Annotated in this window: 25 protein-coding genes; 10 read left to right on the top strand and 15 right to left on the bottom strand. The window is 66.6% G+C overall.

The genetic code is table 11. The features are described from left to right. Nucleotides 1-32 precede the first annotated feature (32 nt). The 4 genes from BUA54_RS00240 to BUA54_RS00225 are packed head-to-tail and all read left to right on the top strand — an operon-like array spanning nucleotide 33 to nucleotide 2969. Nucleotides 33-755: a competence/damage-inducible protein A gene (locus BUA54_RS00240; RefSeq protein WP_072855214.1), complete on the top strand. Its 723-nt coding sequence runs from the start codon at nucleotides 33-35 to the stop codon at nucleotides 753-755. After that, nucleotides 752-1471: a GNAT family N-acetyltransferase gene (locus tag BUA54_RS00235; RefSeq protein WP_072855213.1), complete on the top strand. Its 720-nt coding sequence runs from the start codon at nucleotides 752-754 to the stop codon at nucleotides 1469-1471. Before BUA54_RS00240 ends, BUA54_RS00235 begins: the two co-directional genes overlap by 4 nt. Beyond that, on the top strand, nucleotides 1468-2034 hold the full coding sequence (locus BUA54_RS00230; RefSeq protein ID WP_072855212.1) for a peroxidase-related enzyme: 567 nt from the start codon (nucleotides 1468-1470) through the stop codon (nucleotides 2032-2034). Before BUA54_RS00235 ends, BUA54_RS00230 begins: the two co-directional genes overlap by 4 nt. Next, entirely contained in the window at nucleotides 2031-2969 is a 939-nt protein-coding gene (locus BUA54_RS00225; RefSeq protein ID WP_072855211.1) for an OmpA family protein, read from the top strand. The genes BUA54_RS00230 and BUA54_RS00225 overlap by 4 nt, the downstream gene beginning before the upstream one ends. Before the next feature lie 123 nt (nucleotides 2970-3092). Here BUA54_RS00225 and BUA54_RS00220 read toward each other — a convergent pair whose 3' ends face one another. From BUA54_RS00220 to ilvD, 6 genes are all read right to left on the bottom strand, one after another. Further along, nucleotides 3093-3998, bottom strand: coding sequence for a LysR family transcriptional regulator (locus BUA54_RS00220; protein ID WP_072855210.1), 906 nt, complete (start codon nucleotides 3996-3998; stop codon nucleotides 3093-3095). A gap of 200 nt (nucleotides 3999-4198) precedes the next feature. Then, nucleotides 4199-6223, bottom strand: coding sequence for an NADPH-dependent 2,4-dienoyl-CoA reductase (locus BUA54_RS00215; protein ID WP_072855209.1), 2025 nt, complete (start codon nucleotides 6221-6223; stop codon nucleotides 4199-4201). Nucleotides 6224-6286: 63 nt separating this feature from the next. Continuing rightward, on the bottom strand, nucleotides 6287-6670 hold the full coding sequence (locus tag BUA54_RS00210; RefSeq protein WP_072855208.1) for a hypothetical protein: 384 nt from the start codon (nucleotides 6668-6670) through the stop codon (nucleotides 6287-6289). A gap of 11 nt (nucleotides 6671-6681) precedes the next feature. Further along, nucleotides 6682-7455: a DUF6478 family protein gene (locus tag BUA54_RS00205; RefSeq protein ID WP_072855207.1), complete on the bottom strand. Its 774-nt coding sequence runs from the start codon at nucleotides 7453-7455 to the stop codon at nucleotides 6682-6684. A gap of 77 nt (nucleotides 7456-7532) precedes the next feature. Then, nucleotides 7533-8144: a dihydroxy-acid dehydratase gene (locus BUA54_RS00200; protein WP_143155312.1), complete on the bottom strand. Its 612-nt coding sequence runs from the start codon at nucleotides 8142-8144 to the stop codon at nucleotides 7533-7535. A 5-nt stretch (nucleotides 8145-8149) separates the two neighbouring features. Further along, nucleotides 8150-9913 (bottom strand): dihydroxy-acid dehydratase, encoded by a 1764-nt coding sequence (gene ilvD / locus BUA54_RS00195; protein WP_072855206.1) that lies wholly within the window; start codon nucleotides 9911-9913, stop codon nucleotides 8150-8152. Between the two features lie 62 nt (nucleotides 9914-9975). Between ilvD and BUA54_RS00190 the strand changes: the two genes are divergently transcribed. From BUA54_RS00190 to BUA54_RS00175, 4 genes are all read left to right on the top strand, one after another. Beyond that, a complete protein-coding gene (locus BUA54_RS00190) occupies nucleotides 9976-10926 on the top strand; it encodes a CPBP family intramembrane glutamic endopeptidase (RefSeq protein WP_084113970.1) in 951 nt (316 codons plus the stop codon). Between the two features lie 58 nt (nucleotides 10927-10984). Then, entirely contained in the window at nucleotides 10985-11917 is a 933-nt protein-coding gene (gene accD, locus BUA54_RS00185; RefSeq protein WP_072855205.1) for an acetyl-CoA carboxylase, carboxyltransferase subunit beta, read from the top strand. Nucleotides 11918-11946: 29 nt separating this feature from the next. After that, nucleotides 11947-13218 carry a bifunctional folylpolyglutamate synthase/dihydrofolate synthase gene (locus BUA54_RS00180; RefSeq protein ID WP_143155337.1) on the top strand — a complete coding sequence of 424 codons (1272 nt, stop codon included), beginning with the start codon at nucleotides 11947-11949 and terminating at the stop codon, nucleotides 13216-13218. A gap of 108 nt (nucleotides 13219-13326) precedes the next feature. Beyond that, a complete protein-coding gene (locus BUA54_RS00175) occupies nucleotides 13327-13833 on the top strand; it encodes a hypothetical protein (protein WP_072855203.1) in 507 nt (168 codons plus the stop codon). Nucleotides 13834-14068: 235 nt separating this feature from the next. Here BUA54_RS00175 and zapE read toward each other — a convergent pair whose 3' ends face one another. Beyond that, on the bottom strand, nucleotides 14069-15127 hold the full coding sequence (gene zapE, locus BUA54_RS00170; RefSeq protein WP_072855202.1) for a cell division protein ZapE: 1059 nt from the start codon (nucleotides 15125-15127) through the stop codon (nucleotides 14069-14071). Between the two features lie 63 nt (nucleotides 15128-15190). On the opposite strand from zapE, the gene BUA54_RS00165 reads away from it, so the two are divergent. After that, nucleotides 15191-16432, top strand: coding sequence for an MFS transporter (locus BUA54_RS00165; protein ID WP_072855201.1), 1242 nt, complete (start codon nucleotides 15191-15193; stop codon nucleotides 16430-16432). Nucleotides 16433-16434: 2 nt separating this feature from the next. Here BUA54_RS00165 and BUA54_RS00160 read toward each other — a convergent pair whose 3' ends face one another. The 8 genes from BUA54_RS00160 to greA all read right to left on the bottom strand — a co-directional run bounded on the left by BUA54_RS00160 (nucleotide 16435) and on the right by greA (nucleotide 22665). Next, entirely contained in the window at nucleotides 16435-17331 is an 897-nt protein-coding gene (locus BUA54_RS00160; RefSeq protein ID WP_072855200.1) for an alpha/beta fold hydrolase, read from the bottom strand. A 30-nt stretch (nucleotides 17332-17361) separates the two neighbouring features. Then, entirely contained in the window at nucleotides 17362-18276 is a 915-nt protein-coding gene (locus BUA54_RS00155; protein WP_072855199.1) for an ornithine cyclodeaminase family protein, read from the bottom strand. Next, nucleotides 18273-18905 carry an HAD family hydrolase gene (locus BUA54_RS00150; protein ID WP_072855198.1) on the bottom strand — a complete coding sequence of 211 codons (633 nt, stop codon included), beginning with the start codon at nucleotides 18903-18905 and terminating at the stop codon, nucleotides 18273-18275. Before BUA54_RS00150 ends, BUA54_RS00155 begins: the two co-directional genes overlap by 4 nt. 3 nt (nucleotides 18906-18908) lie before the next feature. Then, entirely contained in the window at nucleotides 18909-19352 is a 444-nt protein-coding gene (locus BUA54_RS00145) for a YaiI/YqxD family protein (protein ID WP_072855197.1), read from the bottom strand. 10 nt (nucleotides 19353-19362) lie between these two features. Continuing rightward, on the bottom strand, nucleotides 19363-20190 hold the full coding sequence (fghA, locus tag BUA54_RS00140; RefSeq protein WP_072855196.1) for an S-formylglutathione hydrolase: 828 nt from the start codon (nucleotides 20188-20190) through the stop codon (nucleotides 19363-19365). Between the two features lie 65 nt (nucleotides 20191-20255). Further along, complete coding sequence (locus BUA54_RS00135; RefSeq protein WP_072855195.1) at nucleotides 20256-21188, bottom strand: AEC family transporter; 933 nt, start codon at nucleotides 21186-21188, stop codon at nucleotides 20256-20258. Nucleotides 21189-21190: 2 nt separating this feature from the next. Further along, nucleotides 21191-22180 carry a hypothetical protein gene (locus tag BUA54_RS00130; protein ID WP_245810562.1) on the bottom strand — a complete coding sequence of 330 codons (990 nt, stop codon included), beginning with the start codon at nucleotides 22178-22180 and terminating at the stop codon, nucleotides 21191-21193. Nucleotides 22181-22194: 14 nt separating this feature from the next. Then, nucleotides 22195-22665, bottom strand: coding sequence for a transcription elongation factor GreA (gene greA, locus BUA54_RS00125; RefSeq protein WP_072855194.1), 471 nt, complete (start codon nucleotides 22663-22665; stop codon nucleotides 22195-22197). Nucleotides 22666-22957: 292 nt separating this feature from the next. Here greA and BUA54_RS00120 point away from each other — a divergent pair, with 292 nt between their 5' ends. After that, on the top strand, nucleotides 22958-24604 hold the full coding sequence (locus BUA54_RS00120) for an electron transfer flavoprotein-ubiquinone oxidoreductase (RefSeq protein WP_072856063.1): 1647 nt from the start codon (nucleotides 22958-22960) through the stop codon (nucleotides 24602-24604). Nucleotides 24605-24612: the final 8 nt, after the last annotated feature.

Below are 24612 nucleotides of genomic sequence, written 5' to 3'. Positions count from 1 at the left end.
CTATACCAAGACCCGACGCACAGGAGAAGCCAATGCCAAACCCCACCGCCGCGATGCTGGTCATCGGTGACGAGATCCTTTCCGGACGGACCCGCGATTCCAACATGAACCACCTTGCCAAGGTGCTGACCGCAGCGGGCATCGACCTGAAAGAGGCGCGTGTCGTCAGCGACGACCAGACCGCAATCGTGGCGGCGGTGCAGGCGCTGTCTGCGGCTTACGATCATGTCTTCACCTCTGGCGGCATCGGGCCGACCCACGACGACATCACCGCGGACGCCATCGGCGCGGCCTTCGGCGTCAGCGTCGGCGTGCGCGACGACGCCCGCGCTTTGCTGCAAGCCCACTACGACCGCAGCGGCACCACCCTGAACGAGGCGCGGCTGCGCATGGCCCGCATCCCCGAAGGGGCTGCGCTGATCGACAACCCGGTCAGCACGGCGCCGGGCTTTACCCTTGGCAACGTCAACGTCATGGCCGGCGTGCCCGCGGTCTTCGAGGCGATGGTCGCCTCGGTCGTCAGCAAGCTCGCCCATGGCGCGCCGCTGCTGTCGGAGACATGGAGCATCATGCGCGGCGAGGGCGACGTGGCGGAGCCCCTGTCACGCATTGCGCGGGACCATCCGGACCTGAGTATCGGGTCCTACCCGTTCCAGAAGGACGGCATCTACGGCACCAACATCGTGATCCGCGGCATGGAGGCCGCCCGCGTCTCGGACGCGATGGCGCAGCTTCGGGCGCTGTTTCCCGCATGACCGACTGGGCCGCCGTGATCGACGCCACGTGGCCCGCTGCCGCTTGCCAGTCGCTGGGGCCCTGGACGATCCGCACCGGGGCCGGCGGCGGCAATCGCGTCAGCGCCGCGACGGCTCGCGCCGCTGTTACGCCAGATGATCCGGACAAAGCCGCTGCAGCGATGCGCGATCTGGGGCAGGATCCGCTTTTCATGATCCGGGACGTAGAAGGCGCGCTGGACCGGATGCTGGCCGATGCGGGTTACGTCATGCGCGATCCGACGATCATCAGGGCCTGTCCGGTCGCCCATCTGACGACCGCGCCGCTGCCCCCCGTCACCGCATTCACCGTCTGGCCGCCGCTGGCGGCCCAGCGCGACATCTGGGCCGAGGGCGGCATCGGTCCGGCGCGGCTTGCGATCATGGACCGAGTGCAGGGGCCAAAGACCACACTGTTCGGACGGATCGACGACCGCCCCGCCGGCACCCTTTTCGTCGCGATCCACGACGGCACGGCGATGCTGCACGGGCTGGAGGTCGCGACGCACCACCGCCGCAAGGGGCTGGCACGATGGCTGACCCGCGCCGCGGCTCATTGGGCGCAGCGACAGGGTGCCACGACGTTCAGCTTGCTGGTGACCGAAGCCAATGCCGGGGCCAATGCCCTCTACGCCGACCTCGGCCTGACCGAGGTCGGTCGCTACCACTACCGCATCTTGCAAAGGAACAGGCCATGACCGACCAGCCCACCGCCCTCGACCTGCCGCAGGTCGATCCCCTGCCGCCCGCGACGCAGAAGTATTTCGACGTCTGTCAGGACAAGCTGGGGATGGTGCCCAACGTGCTGCGTGCCTATGCCTTCGACATCGCCAAGCTCGACGCCTTTACCGGCCTCTACAACGACCTGATGCTGGCGGATTCGGGCCTGAGCAAGCTGGAGCGCGAGATGATCGCCGTCGTCGTCTCGTCGATCAACAAGTGCTTCTACTGCCTGACCGCCCACGGCGCCGCCGTGCGGCAGCTGTCGGGCGATCCGGCGCTGGGAGAGATGATGGCGATGAACTGGCGCGCCGCCGATCTGGACGCCCGCCAGACCGCGATGCTCTCCTTTGCCGAAAAATTGACGATGGACAGTGCCCGGATCGTGGAGGCCGACCGGCAAGCGCTGCGGGACGCGGGGTTTACCGACCGCGACATCTGGGACATCGCCGGCGTCGCTGCCTTCTTCAACATGACGAATCGCGTCGCCTCTGCCACCGACATGCGCCCCAATCCTGAATATCACGCCCAGGCGCGATGATCCGAGGGCTGGCCCTGTGGTTGGTCTGGCCCGGCGCGCTGGCGGCACAGGTGCTGACCCTGCCCGGCAATGCGACGCTGGACAGCGACGTCAGCGTGCCGCTGGACAGCTACGACCTGCCGACGGGGCCCTGGTCCGACGGCGCGATCCCCGCCACACGGGTCGAAGGCGCGATGACCACGCAGGTCTGGCGCGTGGCGGCCACCGACCTTGCCAGCCTGCAACTGCTGCGTCCCCTGCGCGATCAGCTGCGGCAGGCGGGGTATGAGATCATCTTCGAATGCGACACCCAGGATTGCGGCGGTTTCGATTTCCGCTTCGGCACGAAGGTCGTGCCCCCGCCCACGCTGCAGATCGACCTGTCGGATTTCCGGTTCCTGTCCGCGACACGCGGGTCCGGCGCCGGCACACGGGCGGTCAGCCTGCTGGTCAGCCGCACGCCGCAGGCGGGCTTCGTACAGATCATCCGCGTTGTCCCCGCCGACGCGCCATCGGTCCCCGCGCTGACCGCCGCCGACGATCCGCCCGCGCGCGCGCGCGGCCCCGTGGCTGCCGGCGATCTGGCGCAGGCGCTGGACGGCGCCGGTCATGTGGTGCTGGACGGCGTCACCTTCCAGACCGGCGACGTGACCTTGGGTGAAGACGAAATGCCGGTTCTGCAGCATCTGGCGGACTACATGGCGGCCAATCCCGTCGTGCAGGTCAGCATCGTCGGCCACACGGACAGCCAGGGCGGACTGGAGGGCAACATCGCGATCTCTCGCCGGCGGGCGGCGGCGGTGATCGACAGGCTTGTGACAAAGCACGGCGTCGATCGCAGGCGGTTGACGGCGGCGGGGATGGGCTACTTGGCGCCCGTCGCGAGCAATCTGAATGAGGACGGGCGCGCGGCCAACCGGCGGGTCGAGGCGGTCGTGACCGGCCCGATCGAGTAAAGCCGCGTGGTCGTCGGGTATCGCCGGGCCTGGGGCCCGTCGATCCGCCGGGCGGCCAGCCCCCCGGCCCCCCGAGGTATTTGGGACGAGAAGAAGGAGCGACGTCGGGCAGGTCCGTCGGGCCTACCAGGCGTCGGGGCCTTTTTCCGCAAACGCGTGGACAAGGAAGTCGATGAAGGCACGCACCTTGGGCTGGGTGAACCGGCCCGGCGGATACACCGCATAGATGCCCTGCGTGTCGGCAGGCAGGTCGGGGATCGCCTCCTCGACCAGACCCTTCGACATGGCCTCACCGTAAAGAAAGCTGGGCAGATAGGCGATGCCGAGTCCGCCGATGCAGGCATTCAGCAGCGACTGGCCGTCGTTCACCGTCAGCCAGCCCGCGGTGCGGACCTGACGCTTTTCGCCCGAAGGGGCAGTCAGCTTCCACACGGCGGAATTGGCGGCATTGGAATAATGCAGCAGCTTGTGGTCGTTCAGGTCGTCGATCTTCTCGGGCCGACCATGTTTCGCGAAGTAGCCGGGTGACGCGATCATCCGACGTGTGGTGTCGGTCAGCTTACGGGCGCGCAGGGTGCTGTCCTCCAGCTCTCCGATCCGGACGGCCATGTCGAAGCCTTCGGAGATCAGTTCCACGTAGCGGTTGTTCAGCACCATGTTGACGGTGATATCGGGGAATTCGGACAGGAAATCCCCCAGCACCGGCGACAGGTGGTTCACTCCGAAGTCGGTCGCGACGGAAATGCGCAGCAGGCCCGAGGGCGCGGATTGCATCGATGTCACCAGCGCATCCGCCTCGCCCGCGTCGTTCAGCACGCGGCGCGCGCGGTCGTAATAGGCCAGCCCGATCTCGGTCGGCGAGACGCGGCGGGTGGTGCGGTTCAGCAGGCGTGCGCCCAGACGCGCCTCGAGCGATGACACATGCTTGGAAACGGCGGATTTCGAGATTCCCATCTTGCGGGCGGCATCGGTAAACCCGCCCTGATCCACCACCGTGGCAAAGGCTTCCATTTCCGTAAGGCGATCCATGCCACTGTCCTAACGCACTGATAACTGTTGCGGCGGTGGTGACAGCCAATCAGGGCAGGATTGGGACAGGGGCCTGACAATACCGCGGTTTTGGCGCGAATGGTCCGGTTTGCGAAACGACCGACCCCGGTCGGCGGTGCTGTTTCCAGCGGCCAAATCACCGTGCAGTCAAGGGGTTGGCAGGATCGCCGGTCATCCGTTCAAAGCGCGGCTGCCAGCCTGGTTCCCTGGTCGATGGCGCGTTTGGCATCGAGTTCTGCCGCGACGTCCGCGCCGCCGATGACATGCGCCGCGATTCCCGCCGCCGTCAGCGCATCGAGGAGCGTCCGCTCCGGCTCCTGCCCGGCGCAGAGGACGATGGTGTCGGCGGGAATGAGGGTCGGTCGCTCCCGCTCGGGCCCGAAGGAGATGTGCAGCCCTGCGTCGTCGATCCGCTCGTAGGTGACACCGGCGATCATTTGCACGGACTTCATCTGCAGGGCCGCGCGGTGGATCCAGCCGGTCGTCTTGCCAAGCCCCTTGCCCGGTTTCGATGCCTTGCGCTGCAACAGGGTGACCTGTCGCGCGGGGGCGGCGGGGCGCGGCCCGGCGGGATCGAGACCGCCGCGCCGCGCGGCCGGGTCCGTCACGCCCCATTCGGTCATCCAGGCCGGCAGGTCGACTGTCGGGCTGTCCGTCGTGACAAGGTATTCGGCCACGTCGAACCCGATGCCACCGGCCCCGATGATCGCGACGCGGTCGCCCACCGGCACCTTGCCACGCAGCACGTCGATGTAGCTGACCACGTTCGGCCCGTCTTGCCCGGGGATCATGGGGTCGCGGGGGCGCACGCCGGTCGCGATGACGACGTGATCGAAGCCGGTCAGGTCGGATACGGTCGCCACAGTGTTCAGCCGCAACGTGATGCCCGCCTCCGCAACGCTGGTGCGATACCACTCGACGAGGCCGTGGAACTCCTCCTTGCCCGGAACCTGTCGCGCCATGTTCAGCTGTCCACCGATATCGTCGGCAGCGTCGAACAGCGTGACGTGGTCGCCCCGCCGGGCGGCAGCCAGTGCAGTGGCCAGCCCGGCAGGCCCCGCGCCGACCACGGCGACGGTCCGTGCCACGGCGACGGGCGGCAGGGTCAGCACCGTTTCGTGACAGGCGCGGGGATTGACCAGGCAGGACGACAATTTGCCACCGAAGGTGTGATCGAGGCAGGCCTGATTGCAGGCGATGCAGGGGGCGATGGTGTCCGCCCGTCCCCGCGCGGCCTTGGCCACGAAATCGGGATCGGCAAGGAAGGGGCGCGCCATGCTGACCATGTCGGCGCAGCCTTGCGCCAGCACCTCCTCTGCGACCTGGGGCGTGTTGATGCGGTTGGAGGTGATGATCGGTATGCCCACCTGCCCCATCAGTTTTTGCGTGACCCAGGCAAAGGCCGCCCGGGGGACGGAGGTGGCGATGGTCGGGATCCGCGCCTCGTGCCAACCGATGCCGGTATTCAGGATCGTAGCGCCTGCGGACTCGATTGCTTTTGCAAGGAGCACCACTTCGTCAAAGGTGGAGCCGTCGGGGACCAGGTCGATCATCGACAGCCGGTAGATGATGATGAAATCCGTGCCGACGGCGGCGCGGGCGCGGCGCACGACCTCGACCGGCAGGCGCATGCGGTTCTCGTAGCTGCCGCCCCAACCGTCGGTGCGCCTGTTGGTGTGGGTCACGAGGAACTGGTTCAGGAAATAGCCTTCCGACCCCATGATCTCGACCCCGTCGTAGCCCGCCGCGCGGGCGCGGACGGCGGCGGTGACGATGTCGCTGATCTGCTTTTCGATCCCCGACGGGTCCAGTTCCAGAGGGGGGAAAGGCGAGATCGGGGACTTGATGGCAGAGGGTGCGACGCATTTGGGCGAATAGGCATAACGGCCGGCGTGCAGGATCTGCATGGCGATCTTGCCGCCTGAATCATGCACGCGGTCGGTCACGATTCGGTGATTGGCGATGTCCTGATCCGTGAAAAGCCCCGCCGCCCCCGGAAATACGCCGCCTTCGGCGTTCGGCGCCATGCCCCCCGTCACCATCAGGCCGACCCCGCCGCGTGCGCGGGTGGCGTAGAACTCGGCGACGCGGTTCCAGTCGCGGGTCTCCTCCAGCCCGGTGTGCATCGACCCCATCAGCACGCGGTTCTTCAGCGTGGTGAAACCGAGGTCGAGCGGCGCGAGCAGGTGCGGATAATCGGTCATGGCGTGGCCCTCCTGCGCGGCAGGATGCCCCGGCGGCGGGCCAGCGTCATCACCGACGCGGCGTCACTCGTCCTCCATCGTCTCCACGCAGTGGCGACGGAACGCGCGCTTGAGCATGTCGAGTTCGTCGCGCAGCAGATCAACCTCTGCGCGGATGTCTTCGGCCAGACCCTCGCCGGCAAGGAAGGCGAAGCTGGCGAGGATCGCTCCGGTCGCGGCCTCGGCGATGACGAAGGTCTGCACGCCGTCGGCCAGACGGTCCATCGGCACCGCAACCTCGACCGACCACCGGTCGTCGTCACGCGGCAGCACGGTGGGACCGGTCGGCAGCACCTCTGCCTTGTGGGACAGGGTCAGGGCCGGGGGCGTGTCGCCCGTGACGCCGGTCAGGATACCATGCCATATCCCGGCGATCATCCGCGTCTTGGTCAGTTTCAGGTCGGACATCGCGTCCCCTTTTACAGCTCGGCGCGCGGGTAACGGCAGACCGTGACGTCGCGCAGGGTAATCTGGTTCATCTCCGGCCCCTCGAAGATCAGGTCGAGCCAGGCCTTCTCGATCCGCTTCTCGTTCAGGTCGCAATAGGCGAGGTCGAATTCCACGATGGCCTCGCCCCGGTTGCGGGGCAATTCCTGCACCATCTGCTCTGTATTCGGGCCGTGGTTGATATTCAGCCGCGCGAAGATCTCCAACGGCTTCTCGATCTCCAGCACGGCAGAGACACGCAGGATCTGGCGGCGGGTCATGCCCTCTACCGCCTCTGGCGGCATGTCGAGGGCCAGTGAAAGGAACGATCCGTCGAAGCGGAAGACGTCGAGTCGCAGGCCGAAGGGGGCCAGATCCTCTTCGCGCGTGTTGCGCAACTGGCGCAGGGTCAGTTCGCTGACCTTGCAATCGTGGAACAGCGTCACCTCGTCGCCGAGGGTCGTTCTGGCGGCGACGGCGGTCATGCCTTTCTGCGGCAGCGGGCCGCGCCACAGCTGCGGGCGCCAGGACCACAGTGTCCCGGCAGGCCGGGCGAAGGCCTTCGATCCGATGCGCGGCATCGCCAGCCGCCCGTCCGCAAGGTAGATCAGTTCGTTTAGCCGGGCGGACAGTTCACGCGCCTGCTGGCGCTGCACCCGCAGCACCTGCAATTCCGCGGCGCCTGCCTTGCGCGCGGCACGGGTCCAGCGCCGCAGGACGCGGGCGTGCAGCAGCGCGTTCATCACACCCTCGGTCTTGCGTCCCATCCCGGCCGGTCCCATTCCGTTCGTCGTCAGCAGCCTGTCTGGCAAATTGCAAAGGCAAAGAAAATACCCGCCGCCTGTCAGCCGGCGGCGTTGCCGTTGGCCTGCCGCAGGATTGCCAGCATCTGCATCAAAAGCCCGCGTGACGCGGACTGCGACAGCGGATCCTCCGACAGCCCCCGGACGGAGATCGTGACGAGGCGGCCCCGCATGTCCGTGAACAGCCGCCAGGCCTGCGTCTGCGTGCCCTCCACCCCCGGCGGGCCGACATCCTCTGTATAGACCGCGACGGCGTTCGTGTCCGTCTGCGTCCGCCGCACCGCGACCGGCCCACCGATGGCAGAGGCCGACAGCAGCGCCGCGCCTTGCGGCGTTTCGAGGAATGTCTTGAAGTCCTCTTCCTGCCCCGCGACGACGGCGCTGTCCACGTCGCCCACGGTCACGGTGATCAAGGCAATGTCATCGGGATAGGTGTCCGTCTCGTCGGCGGTCATCGCGGCACAGGCGGCCAGCAGGGCAAAGCCCTGCCGCGGCCGTGTCACCACCGGATCGACGCAGTATCCCTTGGGACCGCCGACGAGGACGTTGCCAACCAGACGCACCGAAGGCGTACCCGGCGCAGTGAGGGAAACCGGCTCGCACGCCGCCAGTGCCGCGATCAGACCCAGTGCCGCAGGCAGGCGCGCTCGCACGATCCTCACAGATCCATGTAGATATGCTTTTCGTGCTTGGCTCCGGGGTGCGTCACCGCTCCCTTGCGCGCACCGCCGACAAGCTGCGCGTATTTCCACAGTGCGCCGGACGCATAGACCGTCTCCTTCGGGCCTGACCATGCGGCGCGGCGGGCGTCCATCTCCTCGTCGGAGATGTCTGCGGACAGCTCTCCCGTCAGGGCGTTGATCGTGATCATGTCGCCATCCTCCAGCAGGGCGATCGGGCCACCGTGGGCGGCCTCCGGCCCGACGTGCCCCACGCAGAAGCCGCGGGTCGCGCCCGAGAAGCGGCCGTCGGTGATGAGGGCCACTTTCTTGCCCATGCCCTGCCCCGACAGGGCGGCGGTCGTCGCCAGCATCTCGCGCATGCCGGGGCCGCCGGCGGGGCCTTCATTGCGGATCACCAGGACCTCGCCTTCCTTGTAGGTGCGCGCCTTGACCGAGGCAAAGGCCTCCTCCTCGTTCTCGTAGACGCGCGCGGGGCCGGTAAAGACCTGCTGGTCCTCGGTCATGCCGGCGACCTTCACGATGGCCCCGTCGGGGGCCACGTTGCCGCGCAGGCCGACGACGCCGCCCGTCTTGGTGATCGGGTTGTCGATGAAGTGGATCGTCTTGCCGTCGGGGTCGCGGGTGATCTTGTCGATCTCCTCGCCGATGCTGTAGCCGGATGCGGTGATGCAATCCTCGTGCATCAGACCCGCCTTGCGCAGTTCCTTCATCACGACGGGAATGCCGCCGGCGTCGTAAAGGTCCTTGGCGACAGCCTGCCCGCCGGGCTTCATGTCGACGAAGTAGGGCGTGTCCTTGAAAATCTCGCAGACGTCCCAGAGGTCGAAGTCGATCCCGGCCTCGTGTGCCATGGCCGGCAGGTGCAGACCGGCGTTGGTGGACCCGCCGGTGCAGGCCACGACGCGCGCGGCGTTCTCTAGCGACTTGCGCGTGACGATGTCGCGGGCGCGGATGTTCTGCTCGATCAGGTGCATGACCGCCTTGCCCGACGCCGTGCCGTATTGCGCGCGGTCCTTGAACGGCGCGGGCATGCCGGAGGAGTTCAGAAGCGCCAGACCGATCGCCTCGCTTACGCAGGCCATGGTGTTGGCGGTGAACTGGCCGCCGCAGGCGCCCTCGGACGGGCAGGCGACGCGTTCGAGGATCGCAAGCTGTTCGTCGGTCATCTCGCCGTTCTGATAGCGGCCCACCGCCTCGAACATGTCCTGCACGGTCAGGTCGCGGCTGGCGAAATCGGCGGGCACGTCGGCGCCGGCAGGCACCTTGCCCGGCAGGATCGATCCGCCATACATGAAGACCGAAGGCACGTTCAGCCGGATCATTGCCATCATCATGCCCGGCAGCGACTTGTCGCAGCCCGCAAGGCCGACCAGCGCATCATAGCCGTGGCCGCGCATTGTCAGCTCGACCGAATCCGCAATCGCCTCGCGCGACGCCAGCGACGACCGCATCCCCTCGTGCCCCATGGCGATGCCGTCGGTGACGGTGATCGTGGTGAATTCGCGCGGGGTGCCGTGCGCTTCCTTTACCCCGTCCTTGACCGATTGCGCCTGCCAGTTCAGCGCGATGTTGCAGGGCGCGGCCTCGTTCCAGCAGGTGGCGACGCCGACGAAGGGCTGCGCGATCTCGTCCTCGGTCAGACCCATAGCATAGTAATACGACCGGTGCGGCGCGCGGGCGGGCCCTTCGGTAACGTGGCGGCTGGGCAGACGGGATTTGTCGAAGCGGTTCGTGGCCATGGGATCGGTCCTTCTGAAGTTGCCCTTGGTCTAATTTGCACCTTGCCGCGACACAAGACGCAATGCAGAGGCGCATCGCGCGTTCGGACATTGCGCAGCCGCACCGCCTGCGCCACACCTGCGCCATGCCCCTGCCCGTCCCCTACAGCGCCCTGCGCGCGTTCCGCCGCCCCGCGCTCGCCCTGCCCGGCCTCTGGCGGACAGCCCTCGTCATTCTAGGGTTCGAGGTCGCCTTCGCGACCACTCCCTTTATCCTCGACCCCTTCGTGGATTGGTCATGGCCGGACCAGGTGCTGGAGGTGCTGAACTACGCGGGCTTCGGCCTCGACCTCGCCGCCCTATTGGTGCTGGTCGCCCTGCTGCACAACCGTGGGCCCGGCAGCATGACCGGCCCGCTGCGCCCGCTGCTGCGGGACCTCGGCCGGGTGCTGGTCGCGGTCTGCCTCGTCCTGCTGGTGCAGCAGCCCTTCGATCTGGCGCCGGACCTGTCCGACCTGATCCTCGCCCCGCTCGGCCGCTGGTTCGTCTGGCTGATCCCCGCCGCGCTTGCGATCCTGCTGCAGGTCGCGACAGAGGAGATCTACTTTCGCGGCTACCTGACCCAGCAACTCGCCGCGTTCAGCCTGAAGCGGCGCGTCTGGATGCTGCTGCCCTCGGTCTACTTCGGCACCAGCCACCTGCTGAACGGCGACGGTCTGGCCGAAGGCGTGCTCTGGGCGGTCTGGGCCACGATGCTGGGCGCCGCCTGCGCCGATCTGACTGCCCGCACCGGCAACCTCGGCGCCGCGATCGGCCTTCATCTGGGCAACAACCTCTTCGCTGCCCTCGTGCTGGGCTTCATCGGCACCCCCGGCTTCGGCCTGGCGTTGTTCCTACTGCCGCAGGGCGCCGAGGCGATCGATACCGCCGGGCTGGAAGGGCTGGCGACCTCCGCCACGCTCCTCGATCTGGCCTATTCGGGGATGGGCGTGCTGGTGATGTGGCTGGCCGCACGGGTCGCCATCAGGGTCTGATTGCATTCGAGGACGCGACGGCCTATTTCGGGGCGGTAAAGCTGATAGGTATGCCGCGATGAACTGGATCACCAACTACGTCCGTCCGACGATCAACTCTTTGTTTTCGCGGCGCGAAGTGCCTGACAACCTGTGGACCAAGTGCCCCGAGTGCGGCACCATGCTGTTTCACCGCGAACTGGCCGACAACCTGAACGTCTGCACCAACTGCGGCCACCACATGCCGATCACCGCCCGCGACCGGCTGACCGCGCTGTTCGACGGCGGCATCTACACCGACGTCAAGGTGCCGGAACCCGTCGCCGACCCGCTGCAGTTCCGCGACCAGAAGAAATACACCGACCGGCTGAAGGAAGCCCGCAAGAAGACCGGCGAACGCGATGCCATGCTGGTCGCAGAGGGCGAGATCGGGCGCACGCCCATCGTCGCCGCGGTGCAGGACTTCAGCTTCATGGGCGGGTCGATGTCGATGTATGTCGGCAACGCCATCGTCGCCGCCGCCGAACGCGCGGTCGAGACCGGGCGCCCACTGGTCCTGTTCTCCGCCGCCGGCGGCGCGCGGATGCAGGAAGGGATCCTCGGCCTGATGCAGATGCCGCGCACCACCATCGCCGTGCAGATGCTGAAAGAGGCGGGACTGCCCTATATCGTCGTGCTGACCCACCCCACCACGGGCGGCGTCACCGCCTCCTATGCCATGCTGGGCGACGTGCAGATCGCCGAACCCAATGCGCTGATCGGTTTCGCCGGCGCCCGCGTGATCGAGCAGACGATCGGGGAAAAGCTGCCCGAAGGGTTTCAGCGCGCCGAATACCTGCTGGATCACGGCATGCTGGACCGCGTCACCAAGCGCACCGACCTCAAGGACGAACTCATCACCATCGTCCGCATCCTCGGCAAGCTGCCGCCCGCGGTCCGGGGTGATCTGCCGCCGCCGCAGATCAACAGCCACGCGCTGGAGGACAAGGCCACCGTTCCGGTCCAACCGTGACGCCCGCCTCCGACGTCATCCTCGCGCGGATGATGTCCCTGCATCCCAAGGTCATCGACCTGACGCTGGACCGGGTCTGGCGCCTGCTGCATCGCCTTGACGATCCGCAGGACCGCCTGCCGCCCGTCATCCATATCGCAGGCACCAATGGCAAGGGCAGCACGCAGGCGATGATCCGCGCGGGGCTGGAAGCGCGCGGCAGGACCGTCCACGCCTATACCTCGCCGCACCTCGCCCGGTTCCACGAGCGCATCCGCCTCGCCGGTCACCTGATCACCGAAGAGGCGCTGACCACCCTGCTCGACCGTGTCCATACCGCCAACGGCCCCGACCCGATCACCTATTTCGAGATCACGACCGTCGCGGCCCTGCTCGCCTTTGCCGAGACGCCGGCGGACTATACCCTGCTGGAGGTCGGTCTCGGCGGGCGGCTGGATGCGACGAACGTCGTGGCAAAGCCCGCGCTCACCATCATCACGCCGGTCGACCTCGACCATCAAGGCTACCTTGGCGATACGCTGGCGCTGATCGCGGGCGAGAAGGCGGGCATCCTCAAGCGCGGCGTCACATGCATCGTCGGCCCGCAGCACGATGAAAGCCTCGCCGTGATCGAGGCGCGGGCCGCCCGCGTCGGGGCGCCGCTTCTGGTTCACGGCCAGCACTGGCACGTCACGACCGAAAGGGATCGCCTGATCTATCAGGACGAATATGGCCTCCTCGATCTGCCCCTGCCCGCCCTGCCCGGCCCGCACCAGATCGGCAACGCCGGGATGGCGATCGCGGCGCTACGCCATCTGGCACCCGAGGAGGGCGCGTCAGCAACCGACGAGGACGCCTGCACAGCCGCATTGACCCGCGTGACCTGGCCCGCCCGGATGCAGCGGCTGACCTCCGGCGCGCTCGTCGACTTGGCCCGTCCGGCGGAACTCTGGCTCGACGGCGGCCACAATCCCGCGGCGGGCGTCGTTCTGGCCGCGACGCTGGCCGCCCTGCCGCCGCGACCGACGCATCTGGTCTGCGGCATGCTGAACACGAAGGATATCGCGGGCTATCTGTCCCCCCTCGCGGCGGTCGCCGACAGCCTGACTGCCGTCTCGATCCCCGGCGAGGCGGCGACGATCCCCGCGGCAGACACGGCAAGATACGCGACCGACCTCGGCCTGCCCGCCGTGACCGCACCTGATGTCGAGACGGCGCTGCGCGACCTGTCGGCCCGTGGCCCCGTCCGCGTGCTGATCTGCGGTTCGCTGTATCTGGCGGGCCACATCCTGCGTCTGAACGGCACCGGCGGGCCGGTCTGAACGGAACCGGCACAACGGTCACACTGTTAACGTTTCGTTAAGAAAATACATGCGGTGCCGGTTTGCGGCATGGTAATCTGTCGTCATTTCACATTCCGGATTTTCAAGATGTTGCGCTTTTTTGCAGTTCTCGCCGCCATGGCCCCTCTCCCTACCGCTGCCGCCACACTTAACTTCTGCTGGGTCGGCTCGCAGGGCTACACCATGACCGGCCGGATGCAGATCCCGGACGCAAAGATGAAACGGCACCTGCTGACAGAGGCCGACGTCACACGCTTCAAGATCTCCGGCTATCGGGACGGTCGTCTGCTGGGCACCTGGGACAACAGCCGCGTCGCGGAGGGCGATACCTGGCACCTGCGGTTCGATCCGGCCACCATGACCTTCCTGACCGGCGGCAGTTTCGACGGACCTCACTCGCAGGGCTGGAATGCCGACGGCAATGTGCAGAACTGCGGCAGCCCCGGCTTCGGTTTCAACTCCGGCAACTATGCGCAGGACATCTGTGTGAACGGCACCTACGTCCATACCAGCAGCATCCCCCCCGACACCCCGCTGAAGGCCACGACCGATCCGGTCACACCCGACTGCGCCGTCACCATTCCGACGAGTTAAATCCCGATTCGCGAATCAGGGTATTGACGCCGAATCACCGCTCACATTATGGTTACTGCAGCAAAGGGAAGACAGACGGGGCAACCGTCGCACCCTTCGGGCGGTGAGGCAGGGCAAAAAAGCAGGCACTCAGCCTGCTTTTTTGTTATTTAGCCACAGATTCACGTTGACTCTTTGGCTGCCGCATCAATCGGAACGGCTAATCGCATAAAGGTTACCGACCGCAGCCGACGTGTCAGGCAGACCCCCACCCGTCCGCCTGCATCTCGCGCAGACGGCTTGCCGTGCGGGCAAATTCGAAGGATCCCTCGCCCTCGCGATACAGGTACTCGGGGTCGGCGGCGGCGCTGCAGATCAGCCGCACACGCGCTTCGTAAAGCGCGTCGATCAGCGTCACGAACCGTTTTGCCTCGTTGAAATTGTCGCGACCGAGCGAGGGAACGTCCTCGAGGATCAGCACCCGCACCGCATCGGCCAGCGCCAGATAGTCGGCCGCCCCGAGGGGCTTGCCGCAGAGGTCGTAAAACGACGCCCGCGCCACGCCGTTGTGGAACTGGGGCAGCACCACGTCTCGCCCCTTGATCCGCAGCGTCAGCGGCTCGCTTTCGCCATGGCTGATGTCCTGCCAGATCGCGGCGATCCGGGCGCGGCTGTCGGCATTCACGGGGGTGAAATAGCTTTCGGCCCCGGCCAGACGACCCTGACGATAGTCCTGTGCCGCCGCCAGCTCGTGCACGACCATCCGGTCCTTCAGCAGCGCGATGAACGGCAGGAAGATGTCGCGGTTCAGCCCGTCCTTGTACAGATCAACCGGCGGCCGGTTCGAGGTGGTGATGACCGTGACACCGGCGGCAAACAGCGCCTCGAACAGGCGGCCCACGATCATCGCGTCGGTGATGTCGCTGATCTGCATCTCGTCGAAGGCCAGCAGGCGGATGTCGGCGGTCAGTTTCGCCGCCACCGGCCTGATCGCATCGTCGACACCGGTCTTGCGCGCCTCGCCGATCTCGGCGTGGACCCACTGCATGAAGGCATGGAAATGCTGGCGCTTCTTCGGAACGTCCATCTGCGCATAGGCAAGGTCCATCAGCATCGACTTGCCGCGCCCCACGCCGCCCCACATGTAAAGCCCCTTGGGCGGTGGCGGGGCCTTGCGGAACAGGCTCTTCCGCACCGGCTCCGCCAGTGCCGCCTGTATCCGGTCGAGTTCGGGCAGCACGCCCTCCTGCGCCGGATCACGGGTCAGGCGACCATCGGTCACGGCGGCATCGTAGGCTTGGGTCACGGTCATCATGGGACTGACTTAGGCGGTGCGCGCGGAATTGACAATTCGCGAGCGCCGCAGTCAATCTGCGCCATGGAACAGCGCAGCCCCCTTCTGAACCCCGTCCTCATCGCAGGCTGCGTCATTATCATGACCGGCTTCGCGATCCGTGCCTCCTTCGGTGTCTTCCAGATTCCGATTGCCGAGGAATTCAACTGGCCGCGGGCCGAGTTCAGCCTTGCCATCGCGATTCAGAACCTCGCCTGGGGCTTCGGGCAGCCGTTCTTCGGCGCGATCGCCGAGAAGCTGGGCGACCGCAAGGCCATCGTGCTGGGCGCGCTCTGCTATGCCATCGGTCTCGTGCTGTCGGCGGGGGCCACGACACCGCTGGCCGCCCAGCTGACAGAGGTGCTGGTGGGTTTCGGTGTGGCGGGCACCGGCTTTGGCGTGATCCTGGCCGTCGTGGGCCGCGCGGCCTCCGACGACAACCGGTCGATGGCGCTGGCGGTCGCCACCGCCGCCGGGTCCGCCGGGCAGGTCTTCGGTGCGCCGCTGGCGGAATGGCTGCTGACGCTGATGACATGGCAAAGCGTCTTCCTCGTCTTCGCTGCGCTCATACTCGCGTCCCTCTCCGTACTGCCGATGATGCGCAGCCCCGCGCCGGTGTCGCGCAATGTGCTGGAAGAAAGCATGGGCACCATCCTGAACAGAGCGCTGCGCGATCCGTCCTTCACGTTGATCTTCGTCGGCTTCTTTTCCTGCGGCTACCAGCTTGGCTTCATCACCGCCCACTTCCCCGCCTTCGTGACGGAGATGTGCGCCCCGGTCATGGCGGGCGGCATCCTGTCGGGGCTTGGGATCAGCACGACCAGCGCGCTGGGGGCCATCGCGATTTCCCTGATCGGGCTGGCCAACATCGCCGGCACCCTACTTGCGGGCTGGGCGGGCAAGCGATTCCCGCGCAAGTATCTGCTGGCGGGCATCTACACCGGGCGGACGCTGGTCGCCGCGGCCTTCATCCTGACGCCGGTGACACCGGCCACGGTGATCCTCTTCAGCCTTGCCATGGGCAGCCTGTGGTTGGCGACCGTGCCGCTGACCTCCGGCCTCGTCGCGCATCTGTACGGGCTGCGCTACATGGGGACGCTTTACGGCATCGTCTTCTTCTCGCACCAGTTGGGCAGCTTCATGGGGGTCTGGCTTGGCGGGCGGCTCTATGACGCTTTCGGCAGCTATACCGCCGTCTGGTGGATCGGCATCGGCGTCGGCGCATTCAGCGCCATCGTCCATCTGCCGATCAAGGAGGCGCGACCCGTCGGGGCGGCACTGGCCTGAAGTCAGCGCAGATCGCGGAGGATCTTTGTCACGTCCTTTGCGTGGCGCCACGGCAGGCTGTGATCGGCATCCGGCACCACATCCTGCACCGCATTGCGGTTCCACTGCGCCAGCAGGCCCAGCGCCTGCAGGGGAATCACCGGGTCCTGACCGCCCCAGATCGCCGTCACCGGCACGTCCTCGCGCCCCAGAAAACGATGCGCGGGCTGCTGGCTGACCGACAGGAAATGCCTGCGGCTGGACAGCACCGCCGCCAGATAGCCCCGCCGCGCCAATTGCGCGCGCTGTACCCGGTTCACGGACGTGTCGCCCGCCGCCTCTGCCGCCAGCAGGCGGGCGCCGAAGGTGCCGACCAGCCAGTCGCCAAGGACCGGCACACGACGGGCAAAGTGCCAGAACCGGGTCTCTTTCAGTGCCATGCCGGCGGGGGCCAGCAGGATCACGCGCGCTACCCTGTGCGGCTGTGCGGCGGCAAAGGCGGCGGCGATGGCGCCGCCCATGGAATAGCCCATCAGGATCACGTCCTCGCCCAGCCCCTCGTGGGTAAGCAGATCGTCGAGCTGCCGCAGGAAGAAGGCCGCGTTCTGCGGTCCCCGCACATGGTCCGACAGTCCGCGCCCGTACAGATCGTAGGTCAGAACCCGATAGCCCAGCTGCCCCAGACATCCCGCAAGCGCATCGAAGACGGGCGAAGGCGTGGTCAACCCATGGATCGCCACGATCACCGGCCCCCGCACCGGCCCGTGCCAGCGGACATAGGTCTGTCCCTGCGACAACCCCACGCAGGCGCCGGGGGCGGCGGCGCGATCGGCGGCGCCGACCGGATGACGCCGCGCCTCTAGGACGATCGGCACGAAGGCGACGCCCGCCAGAGCCGCAAGGACCAGCGCCCCGATCATGCGCCCGCAGGTCCGTCTGTCATCATCGTGTCAGTCGGCGGCATCCGCGACGGCCCTCAGGATGTAATCGGCGGTCATCAGGTCCAGATGCGCGCCTCCACCGTTCTTGAACAGGGTGATTTCGTCGGGGTCATGGCGCTGGAATAACGGCAGGTCGTAGTAGTCAGCGGTCACGTGCTCCGGCGCGATGACGCCGGCGGCCAGCGGGGTCTTCAGCTCGCCGATATGCTCCATCGTCGTGTGGCGGTTGTCGACGAAGACGCGGGCGCGGGCGATGGCCGTGTCATCGGCCTCGCGCATGTCGGGCCGGTAGGCGCCGATCAGGTCGATATGCTGGCCGGGCTGCAGCCAGTCGCCCTTGATGATCGGGTCCGTCGACATGGTGGCAGAGGTCACGATGTCCGCGGCACGCACGGCGGCTTCCAGATCCTTCGCAATCGTCACCCCGGGATGGTCCGCGGCGAAATCCGCAGCCCCCTTGGGCGAACGGTTCCAGACCGTGAACTGCGCCTGCGGAAACGCGGCGCCGTAGGCCGCCAACAGGCTGCGCCCGACAGTCCCCGCCCCCACGATCAGGATGTTGCGGCTGTCTGGCCGCGCCAGTCGCCGTGCCGCCAGCAGGCTGTCGCCCGCCGTCTTCCACTTCGTCACCAGCGCGAAATCGAGGATCGCGCGCAAGCTGCCGTCGTCGTCGGACATCAGGTTCACGGCGCCGCCGACCATTGGCTTGCCCCGCGCGGGATTACCCGGAAAGACCGTCGCGGCCTTCACCAGCAGCCCCAGCCCTGCGATCCACGCCGAGCGGTTCAGCAGCGTGTTGTCGCCTTGGTAAAGGAACACATCCTCCACCTTCGCCGCCGGCAGGTCGTGCCCTGCGGCCAGCGCATCGGTCAGCGCCAGCCAGTCGAGGTGACGTTCGGCAGCAAAGGGAATGGTCTGGGTCATGCGGCCTGCTCCGGTGCCAGCAATCCTTCGGCGATCAGGCGCCCGGCAAAGGCGCGCGGACCGTCGAACAGATGGGTCTGCCAACCGCGCCGTTCCGCGGCACGGATGTTGTCGATGCGGTCGTCGGTGAACAGCAGCGCGCCGGGGGCCACGCCGCAGTCATCCTCCAGCATGGCGAAGATCTGCGCGTCCGGCTTGATCACGCCCATGTGGCCGGAAATGTAGCGCCGGTCGAAGTCCTGCAGGAAGGGATAGCGTTCTTCGGCAATCTGAAAGGTCTGGATGCCGAAATTGGATAAGGCGAAACAGGGGACGCCCTCGGCCCGCAGGGCCTGCAGCAGCCGGACGGAATGGTCGATGGCAGGGCTGGCCATGTCGGCCCAGTTGTCGTGCCACATCATGATCTCGGCGTTCCAGTCCGGATGGGCGGCGGCGAAAGCCGTCACCGCATCACGGAAGTGATCGCCCCGGTCCACCCCGTCGTTCATGCCGTGAAGATCGAGGGCCGCGAACATCTCGCGCCGCCGCGCCTCTCCGACGCGGGCGTCGTAGAAGCGTTCCGGCTGCCATTCGATCAGCACGTTGCCGATGTCGAAGACGACGGCCTTGACGGTCGGGGTGACGGGCATGGTCTATCCTTTGGCTGCGCGCAGCGCGCGTTCGAGGGCGTCGAGAAAGCGGGACCGGTCCGCCTTTGAAAACGGCCGCCCGCCGCCCTGACGGAACGGATCGGCGGCGCGCATGTCGGCCATCAGGTCGCGGGTGGCGAGGATGTTGCCGATATTGGCGGGCGTCAACGCCTCGCCGTTGTGCTTGAGCACCTGCGCACCGTTCTCGACGCAGCGGGCGGCAAGGGGGATATCGCCGGTGATGACGATATCGCCCCGCGTCGCCCGGTCGGCGATCCACATGTCCGCCACGTCGGGTCCGTCCGGCACGACGATGGTCTCGATGAGTGGATTGGGCGAGGGCCGGATGCCGCCGTTCGACACGACGAAGGTCTTCACCTTGTGACGGGTGGCCACACGTTCGACCTCTGCCTTCACCGGGCAGGCGTCCGCATCGACGTAGATCATCGGCGTAACCTCACGCGTAAAGCGCCTGCGCGTGGAAATCGACATGCTCTTCCATGAAGGTCGAGATGAAGAAGTAGCTGTGGTCGTACCCCTTGTGCAGCCGCACCGTCGCATCCTGACGGCGCGCGGCACAGGCGGCGGCGAAATCGCCGGTGTTCAGCAGGTCATAGAACTGATCGTCCGTCCCTTGATCTACCAGGACCGGCCCTTCGAACCCGCGATCCTTCATCAACAGTGTCGCGTCATGCCCCGTCCAGTCCGCATCCTTGCCCAGATAGCCGGTGAACTGCTTGCGCCCCCAGTCCGACGCGGTCGGATGACAGATCGGAGAGAAGGCCGAGACCGAGCGGAACCGCCCCGGATTTTTCATCGCCAGCGTCAGCGCGCCGTGGCCGCCCATGGAATGGCCGGTGATCGCCTGCCGGTCCATGTCCAGCGGAAACTCCGCCGCCAGAAGGTCGGTCAGATCCTTGGTGATATAGGTTTCCATCCGGAAATGCGGCGACCACGGATCCTGCGTCGCGTCGATGTAGAATCCGGCGCCCTGCCCCATGTCGTAGGCCTCGTCATTCGCCACATCCTCGCCGCGCGGCGAGGTATCGGGGAACACCAGACCCAGCCCTTGGGCTGCGCACCACTGCTGCGCGCCCGCCTTGGTCATGGCATTCTCGTGCGTGCAGGTCAGGCCGGACAGGAACCACAGCAGCGGGACCGGGCCGGTCGCGGCTTCTTCCGGCAGGAACAGCGCAAAGGTCATGTCGGTGCCGGTGGTTTTGCTGGCATGCGTATAGACGCCCTGCGTGCCGCCAAAGCTGCGGTTTTCGGATTTCGTGTCCATCTGCGTCTCCTCCGTTTGGGGTTGACGCATGGCTAGCGCAGTCCCACGCGCCTGTGAACCCCGCCTTATGGCCCAGACGCGACCAGTGCGATCACCGCAGAGATGGTCAGGATGCTGAAGGCCGTCGACACGAGGATCGCCGCCGACACCCGCTGCGGCGCCACCCGGTAGTGCTGCGCCAGCATATAGACGTTGCCCGCCACCGGCAGGGACGCCGCCGCGATCATCACCCCCGCCGCATAGCGGTCGACGTCGAAGACCAGCAGCGCGAAGACGGCGACGGATGCCGGGTGCAGCACCAGCTTGGCCGTCGACAGCCATGCGGCGACGGACAGCCGTTCCGCAGATTTCGACGCAAGCGACGCGCCGATGGCGAAAAGCGCGCCGGGCGTCGCGGCCCCGCCCAGCAGCGCCACGAAGTCGTTCAGTGGCTTCGGGATCGGCAGCGCCAGCGCGGATACCGTCAGGCCGAGCACGATCGACACGATCATCGGGTTCCTCAGCAGTCCCATCGCCACGGTCTTCAGGACTCCGATATGGACACGCCCGTCGCGGCTGCCGGTGATCAGCACCACGATCAGCGACCCAAAGACGATCAGGTCCACCGACAGCACCATCATGTTAGGCCCGATCGCATCGGGCCCCAGCAGCAGCGTCAGCATAGGGATCCCAAGGAAGCCGACGTTGCCGATCACCGCGACCTGCGCCTCGACCGCCGCCTCTGCGATGGACAGGCGGCGGACCACCGCGACCGCCGTGGCCAGCAGATAGATCGCCCCCGTCCCGCAGAGGTAGGCCAGGACGAAGTTCCAGTCGAAGACCTCCGACAGGCTCAGGTTCGCGGAAAAGCGAAACAGCAGGGCGGACAGGGCAAAGTAGAAGACGAACTTCGTCAGGCTGGCCGTTGCCGCCTCTGAAAAGAAGCCGGTGCGCCCCGCCCCGTAGCCCAGTCCGATGATCGCGAAGAACGGCAGCGTCTGCAGAAAGATCGCCAGCACGTTCAGTCGAAGGCCCCGGTCACGCGCCCCAGCAGCATGAAGGCGCGCGCCGTCCGGGTATCGGCAAAGGCGGCCAGTTCCTCGTCCGTCGCCTCTGCCTCGAAGCTGACCAGCGTCTTGTCGAAGAGGCGCAGGAAGTGGTGCGCCGCATCGCGAAAGATCGTATCCTCGCGCATCCGCCCTGCCGACAACGCCAAAGAGCTGCGGTCCCGGATGCCGCCCAGCGCCGCCATCGACCGTCCCCGCTCGCCCTGCGCGAAACGGCGCCAGATCTCGGATCGCGCCCGATCCGGTGTCAGGTCGTCCATGTAGATGCCATCCTGACTCAACAGCGTCAGCACGTCCTGCGCCGCCTGCACCAGTTGCCGTGCCTTGCGGTCCTTCAGGGCGCGGCGCAGGGCGTCGAACCCTGTCTTGTCACGGTCGTTGTCAGGAAAATTGAGCGCCCGGATGAAGTCGGCGTTGGGCAGCGGCGGTGCCGCGTCCTCTTCGCGCGTGCCAAGTGCCAGCAGGGGCTGCTCGTCCGGCGTCGCCGCGCGGATCGCGGTGATCGCCAGCTTCGGCTTGGGCTGCGACGTCGCATCCCGGGATGTCGTGAAGGTCGCCAGCGCCGTTTCCGTCTTGCGGGCGGTCTGTGCGATCTCGTTCAGCCGCGCCTCGACGGTCGGCGCCGCCGGGCTGTTCTTGCGGTCCGCCACATAGGCCGCGCGCAGCGCATCGATCGCCGCCTGCAGGCGGGCGGATTCGGCGCGCAGCACGCGAGTCGTGCGCGCCGCGGTGGCCACCACCCAGCACATCGCCAGCGGCAGGACCACGGTCATCATCAGGACCAGCCCCTGCAAAGCACCCGCGCCTTCGGATGCCGCGGGCATCATCAGGGCAAAGATTCCGACCGCGACCAGCCACAGTCCGCCAAGCCCAAAGGCCAGCAGTTCCACCGTGGACAGGCCCGCATCGTTCACGACGGTCGGTTTGTGCTGGCGGTCGGCCACCTTCACGCCCGCCGCTACTTGAATTCGATCTTCGCGATCTCGTAGGCCTTGTCGCCGCCGGGCGTGCGGACCTCGACGCTGTCGCCCTCTTCCTTGCCGATCAGGGCGCGGGCCAGCGGGGACTTCATGTTCAGGCGGCCCTGCTCAATGTCGGCCTCGTATTCGCCGACGATCTGATAGGTCTTTTCCTCATCCGTATCCTCGTCGATCAGATGCACCGTCGCGCCAAACTTGATGGCGCCGGACATCTTGGCCGGATTGATCACGTCGGCCAGAGACAGGACGCCTTCCAGCTCCTTCACGCGGCCCTCGATGAAGGACTGCTTCTCCTTGGCGGAATGATACTCGGCGTTCTCCGACAGATCGCCGTGCTCGCGCGCCTCCGAAATGGCGCGGATGATCGCCGGACGCTCCACCGACTTGAGGTGCTTGAGCTCGTCGTCGAGTTTCTTGTAGCCGGCTGCGGTCAGCGGGATCTTTTCCATGGGCGTGGCCCCTTGTGGCGGCGGGTTGCATCAATCGAACGTTCATAGCGTATGGGGGCGGTGCAAAGTCAAGCACAAGTCTCGATTGCGAGCGGGGCCCCGGGACGGCTGACTTTCGGTCAATTTGCTGCGGCCGGTCAGGAAACTGCGACCTTGCGTCCCGCGGACCGGCGCGCCAGACCCCCTCGCGCGGTTTTGCCCGGTTTAACGCGGTGTCGCGATTGCCCCCTCCGCCGCCGTCCTGTAACCCGGTGCGCAACAGAATTGCGCGATTAATCAGGGGATGACCGACATGGCCGAGACTGCACGCGAAGCAATGGAATACGACGTCGTCATCGTGGGCGCGGGCCCCGCCGGCCTGTCGGCCGCGATCCGTCTGAAACAGCTGGACGCCGACCTGTCCGTCGTCGTGCTGGAAAAGGGGTCGGAGGTCGGCGCGCATATCCTGTCCGGCGCCGTTCTCGATACATGCGGCCTCGACCGGCTGATGCCCGACTGGAAGGACCGCGGCGCCCCCATCACCGTCCCGGTGAAAGAGGACAATTTCTACCTCCTGGGCGAGGCGGGCAAGGTCCGCGTGCCGAACTTCCCCATGCCGCCGCTGATGAACAATCACGGCAACTACATCGTCTCGATGGGCAACGTCTGCCGCTGGATGGCCGAACAGGCGGAAGGACTGGGTGTCGAAATCTTCCCCGGCATGTCCTGTTCCGAGATCGTCTGGGGTGACGACGGCCGCGTCGCCGGTGTCGTCGCCGGCGAATTCGGCCGCAACGCCGACGGGACCGAGGGCCCCGGCTACGAACCCGGGATGGAGTTGCTGGGCAAATACGTCTTCCTGTCCGAAGGCGTGCGCGGATCGCTGTCCAAGCAGGTGATCGCAAAATACAAACTCGCCAAGGACTCCGAGCCGCAGAAATACGGCCTCGGCATGAAGGAGATCTGGGAGATCGACCCGGCCAAGCACAAGCCGGGCACCGTCACCCACACGATGGGCTGGCCGCTGGGCAAGAACGCCGGCGGCGGGTCGTTCATCTATCACCTTGACAACAATCAGGTCTACGTCGGCTTCGTCGTCCACCTGAACTACAAGAATCCCTACCTTTTCCCCTACATGGAATTCCAGCGGTTCAAGCATCATCCGATGGTGGCCGACCTGCTGGAAGGCGGCAAGCGTGTCGCCTACGGCGCCCGCGCGATCAGTGAGGGCGGTTTCCAGTCGATCCCCCAGATGGCCTTTCCGGGCGGCGCCCTGCTGGGCTGCTCTGCCGGTCTGGTGAACGTGCCGCGGATCAAGGGCAACCACAACGCCATGCTGTCGGGCATCCACGCCGCCGAATCCGCCCATGCAGCGATCGCGGCGGGCCGCGCCGGCGACACGCTGAGCGACTACGACAAGGCCGTGAAATCCGGCCCGATCGGCAAGGACCTCAAGAAGGTCCGCAACGTGAAACCGCTCTGGTCGAAATACGGTCTTGCGACCTCGCTCGCCGTCGGCGGCCTCGACATGTGGACCAACACGCTGGGCTTCTCGTTCCTCGGCACGCTGGGTCACGGCACGAACGATGCCGACGCCACGGAACACGCCGATCATCACAAGCCCATCACCTACCCCAAGCCAGACGGCAAGCTGTCCTTCGACCGGCTGACCAACGTGGCCTTCAGCTTCACCAACCACGAGGAAAGCCAGCCCTCGCACCTGAAGCTGAAGGATCCGTCAATTCCGGTGAAGGTCAATCTGCCGGAATACGCCGGCCCCTCGGCCCGGTACTGCCCGGCGGGAGTCTACGAATTCGTCGGCGAAGGTGCAGAGACGAAGTTTCAGATCAACTTCCAGAACTGCGTCCACTGCAAGACCTGCGACATCAAGGACCCCAGCCAGAACATCGAATGGACCGTTCCACAGGGCGGCGACGGCCCGAACTATCCCAATATGTAAGGCCGGCG

Origin of the sequence: Loktanella atrilutea, from assembly GCF_900128995.1 — a bacterium.
Taxonomy (GTDB): domain Bacteria; phylum Pseudomonadota; class Alphaproteobacteria; order Rhodobacterales; family Rhodobacteraceae; genus Loktanella; species Loktanella atrilutea.
This window is presented reverse-complemented; position numbering and strand designations above follow the sequence as displayed.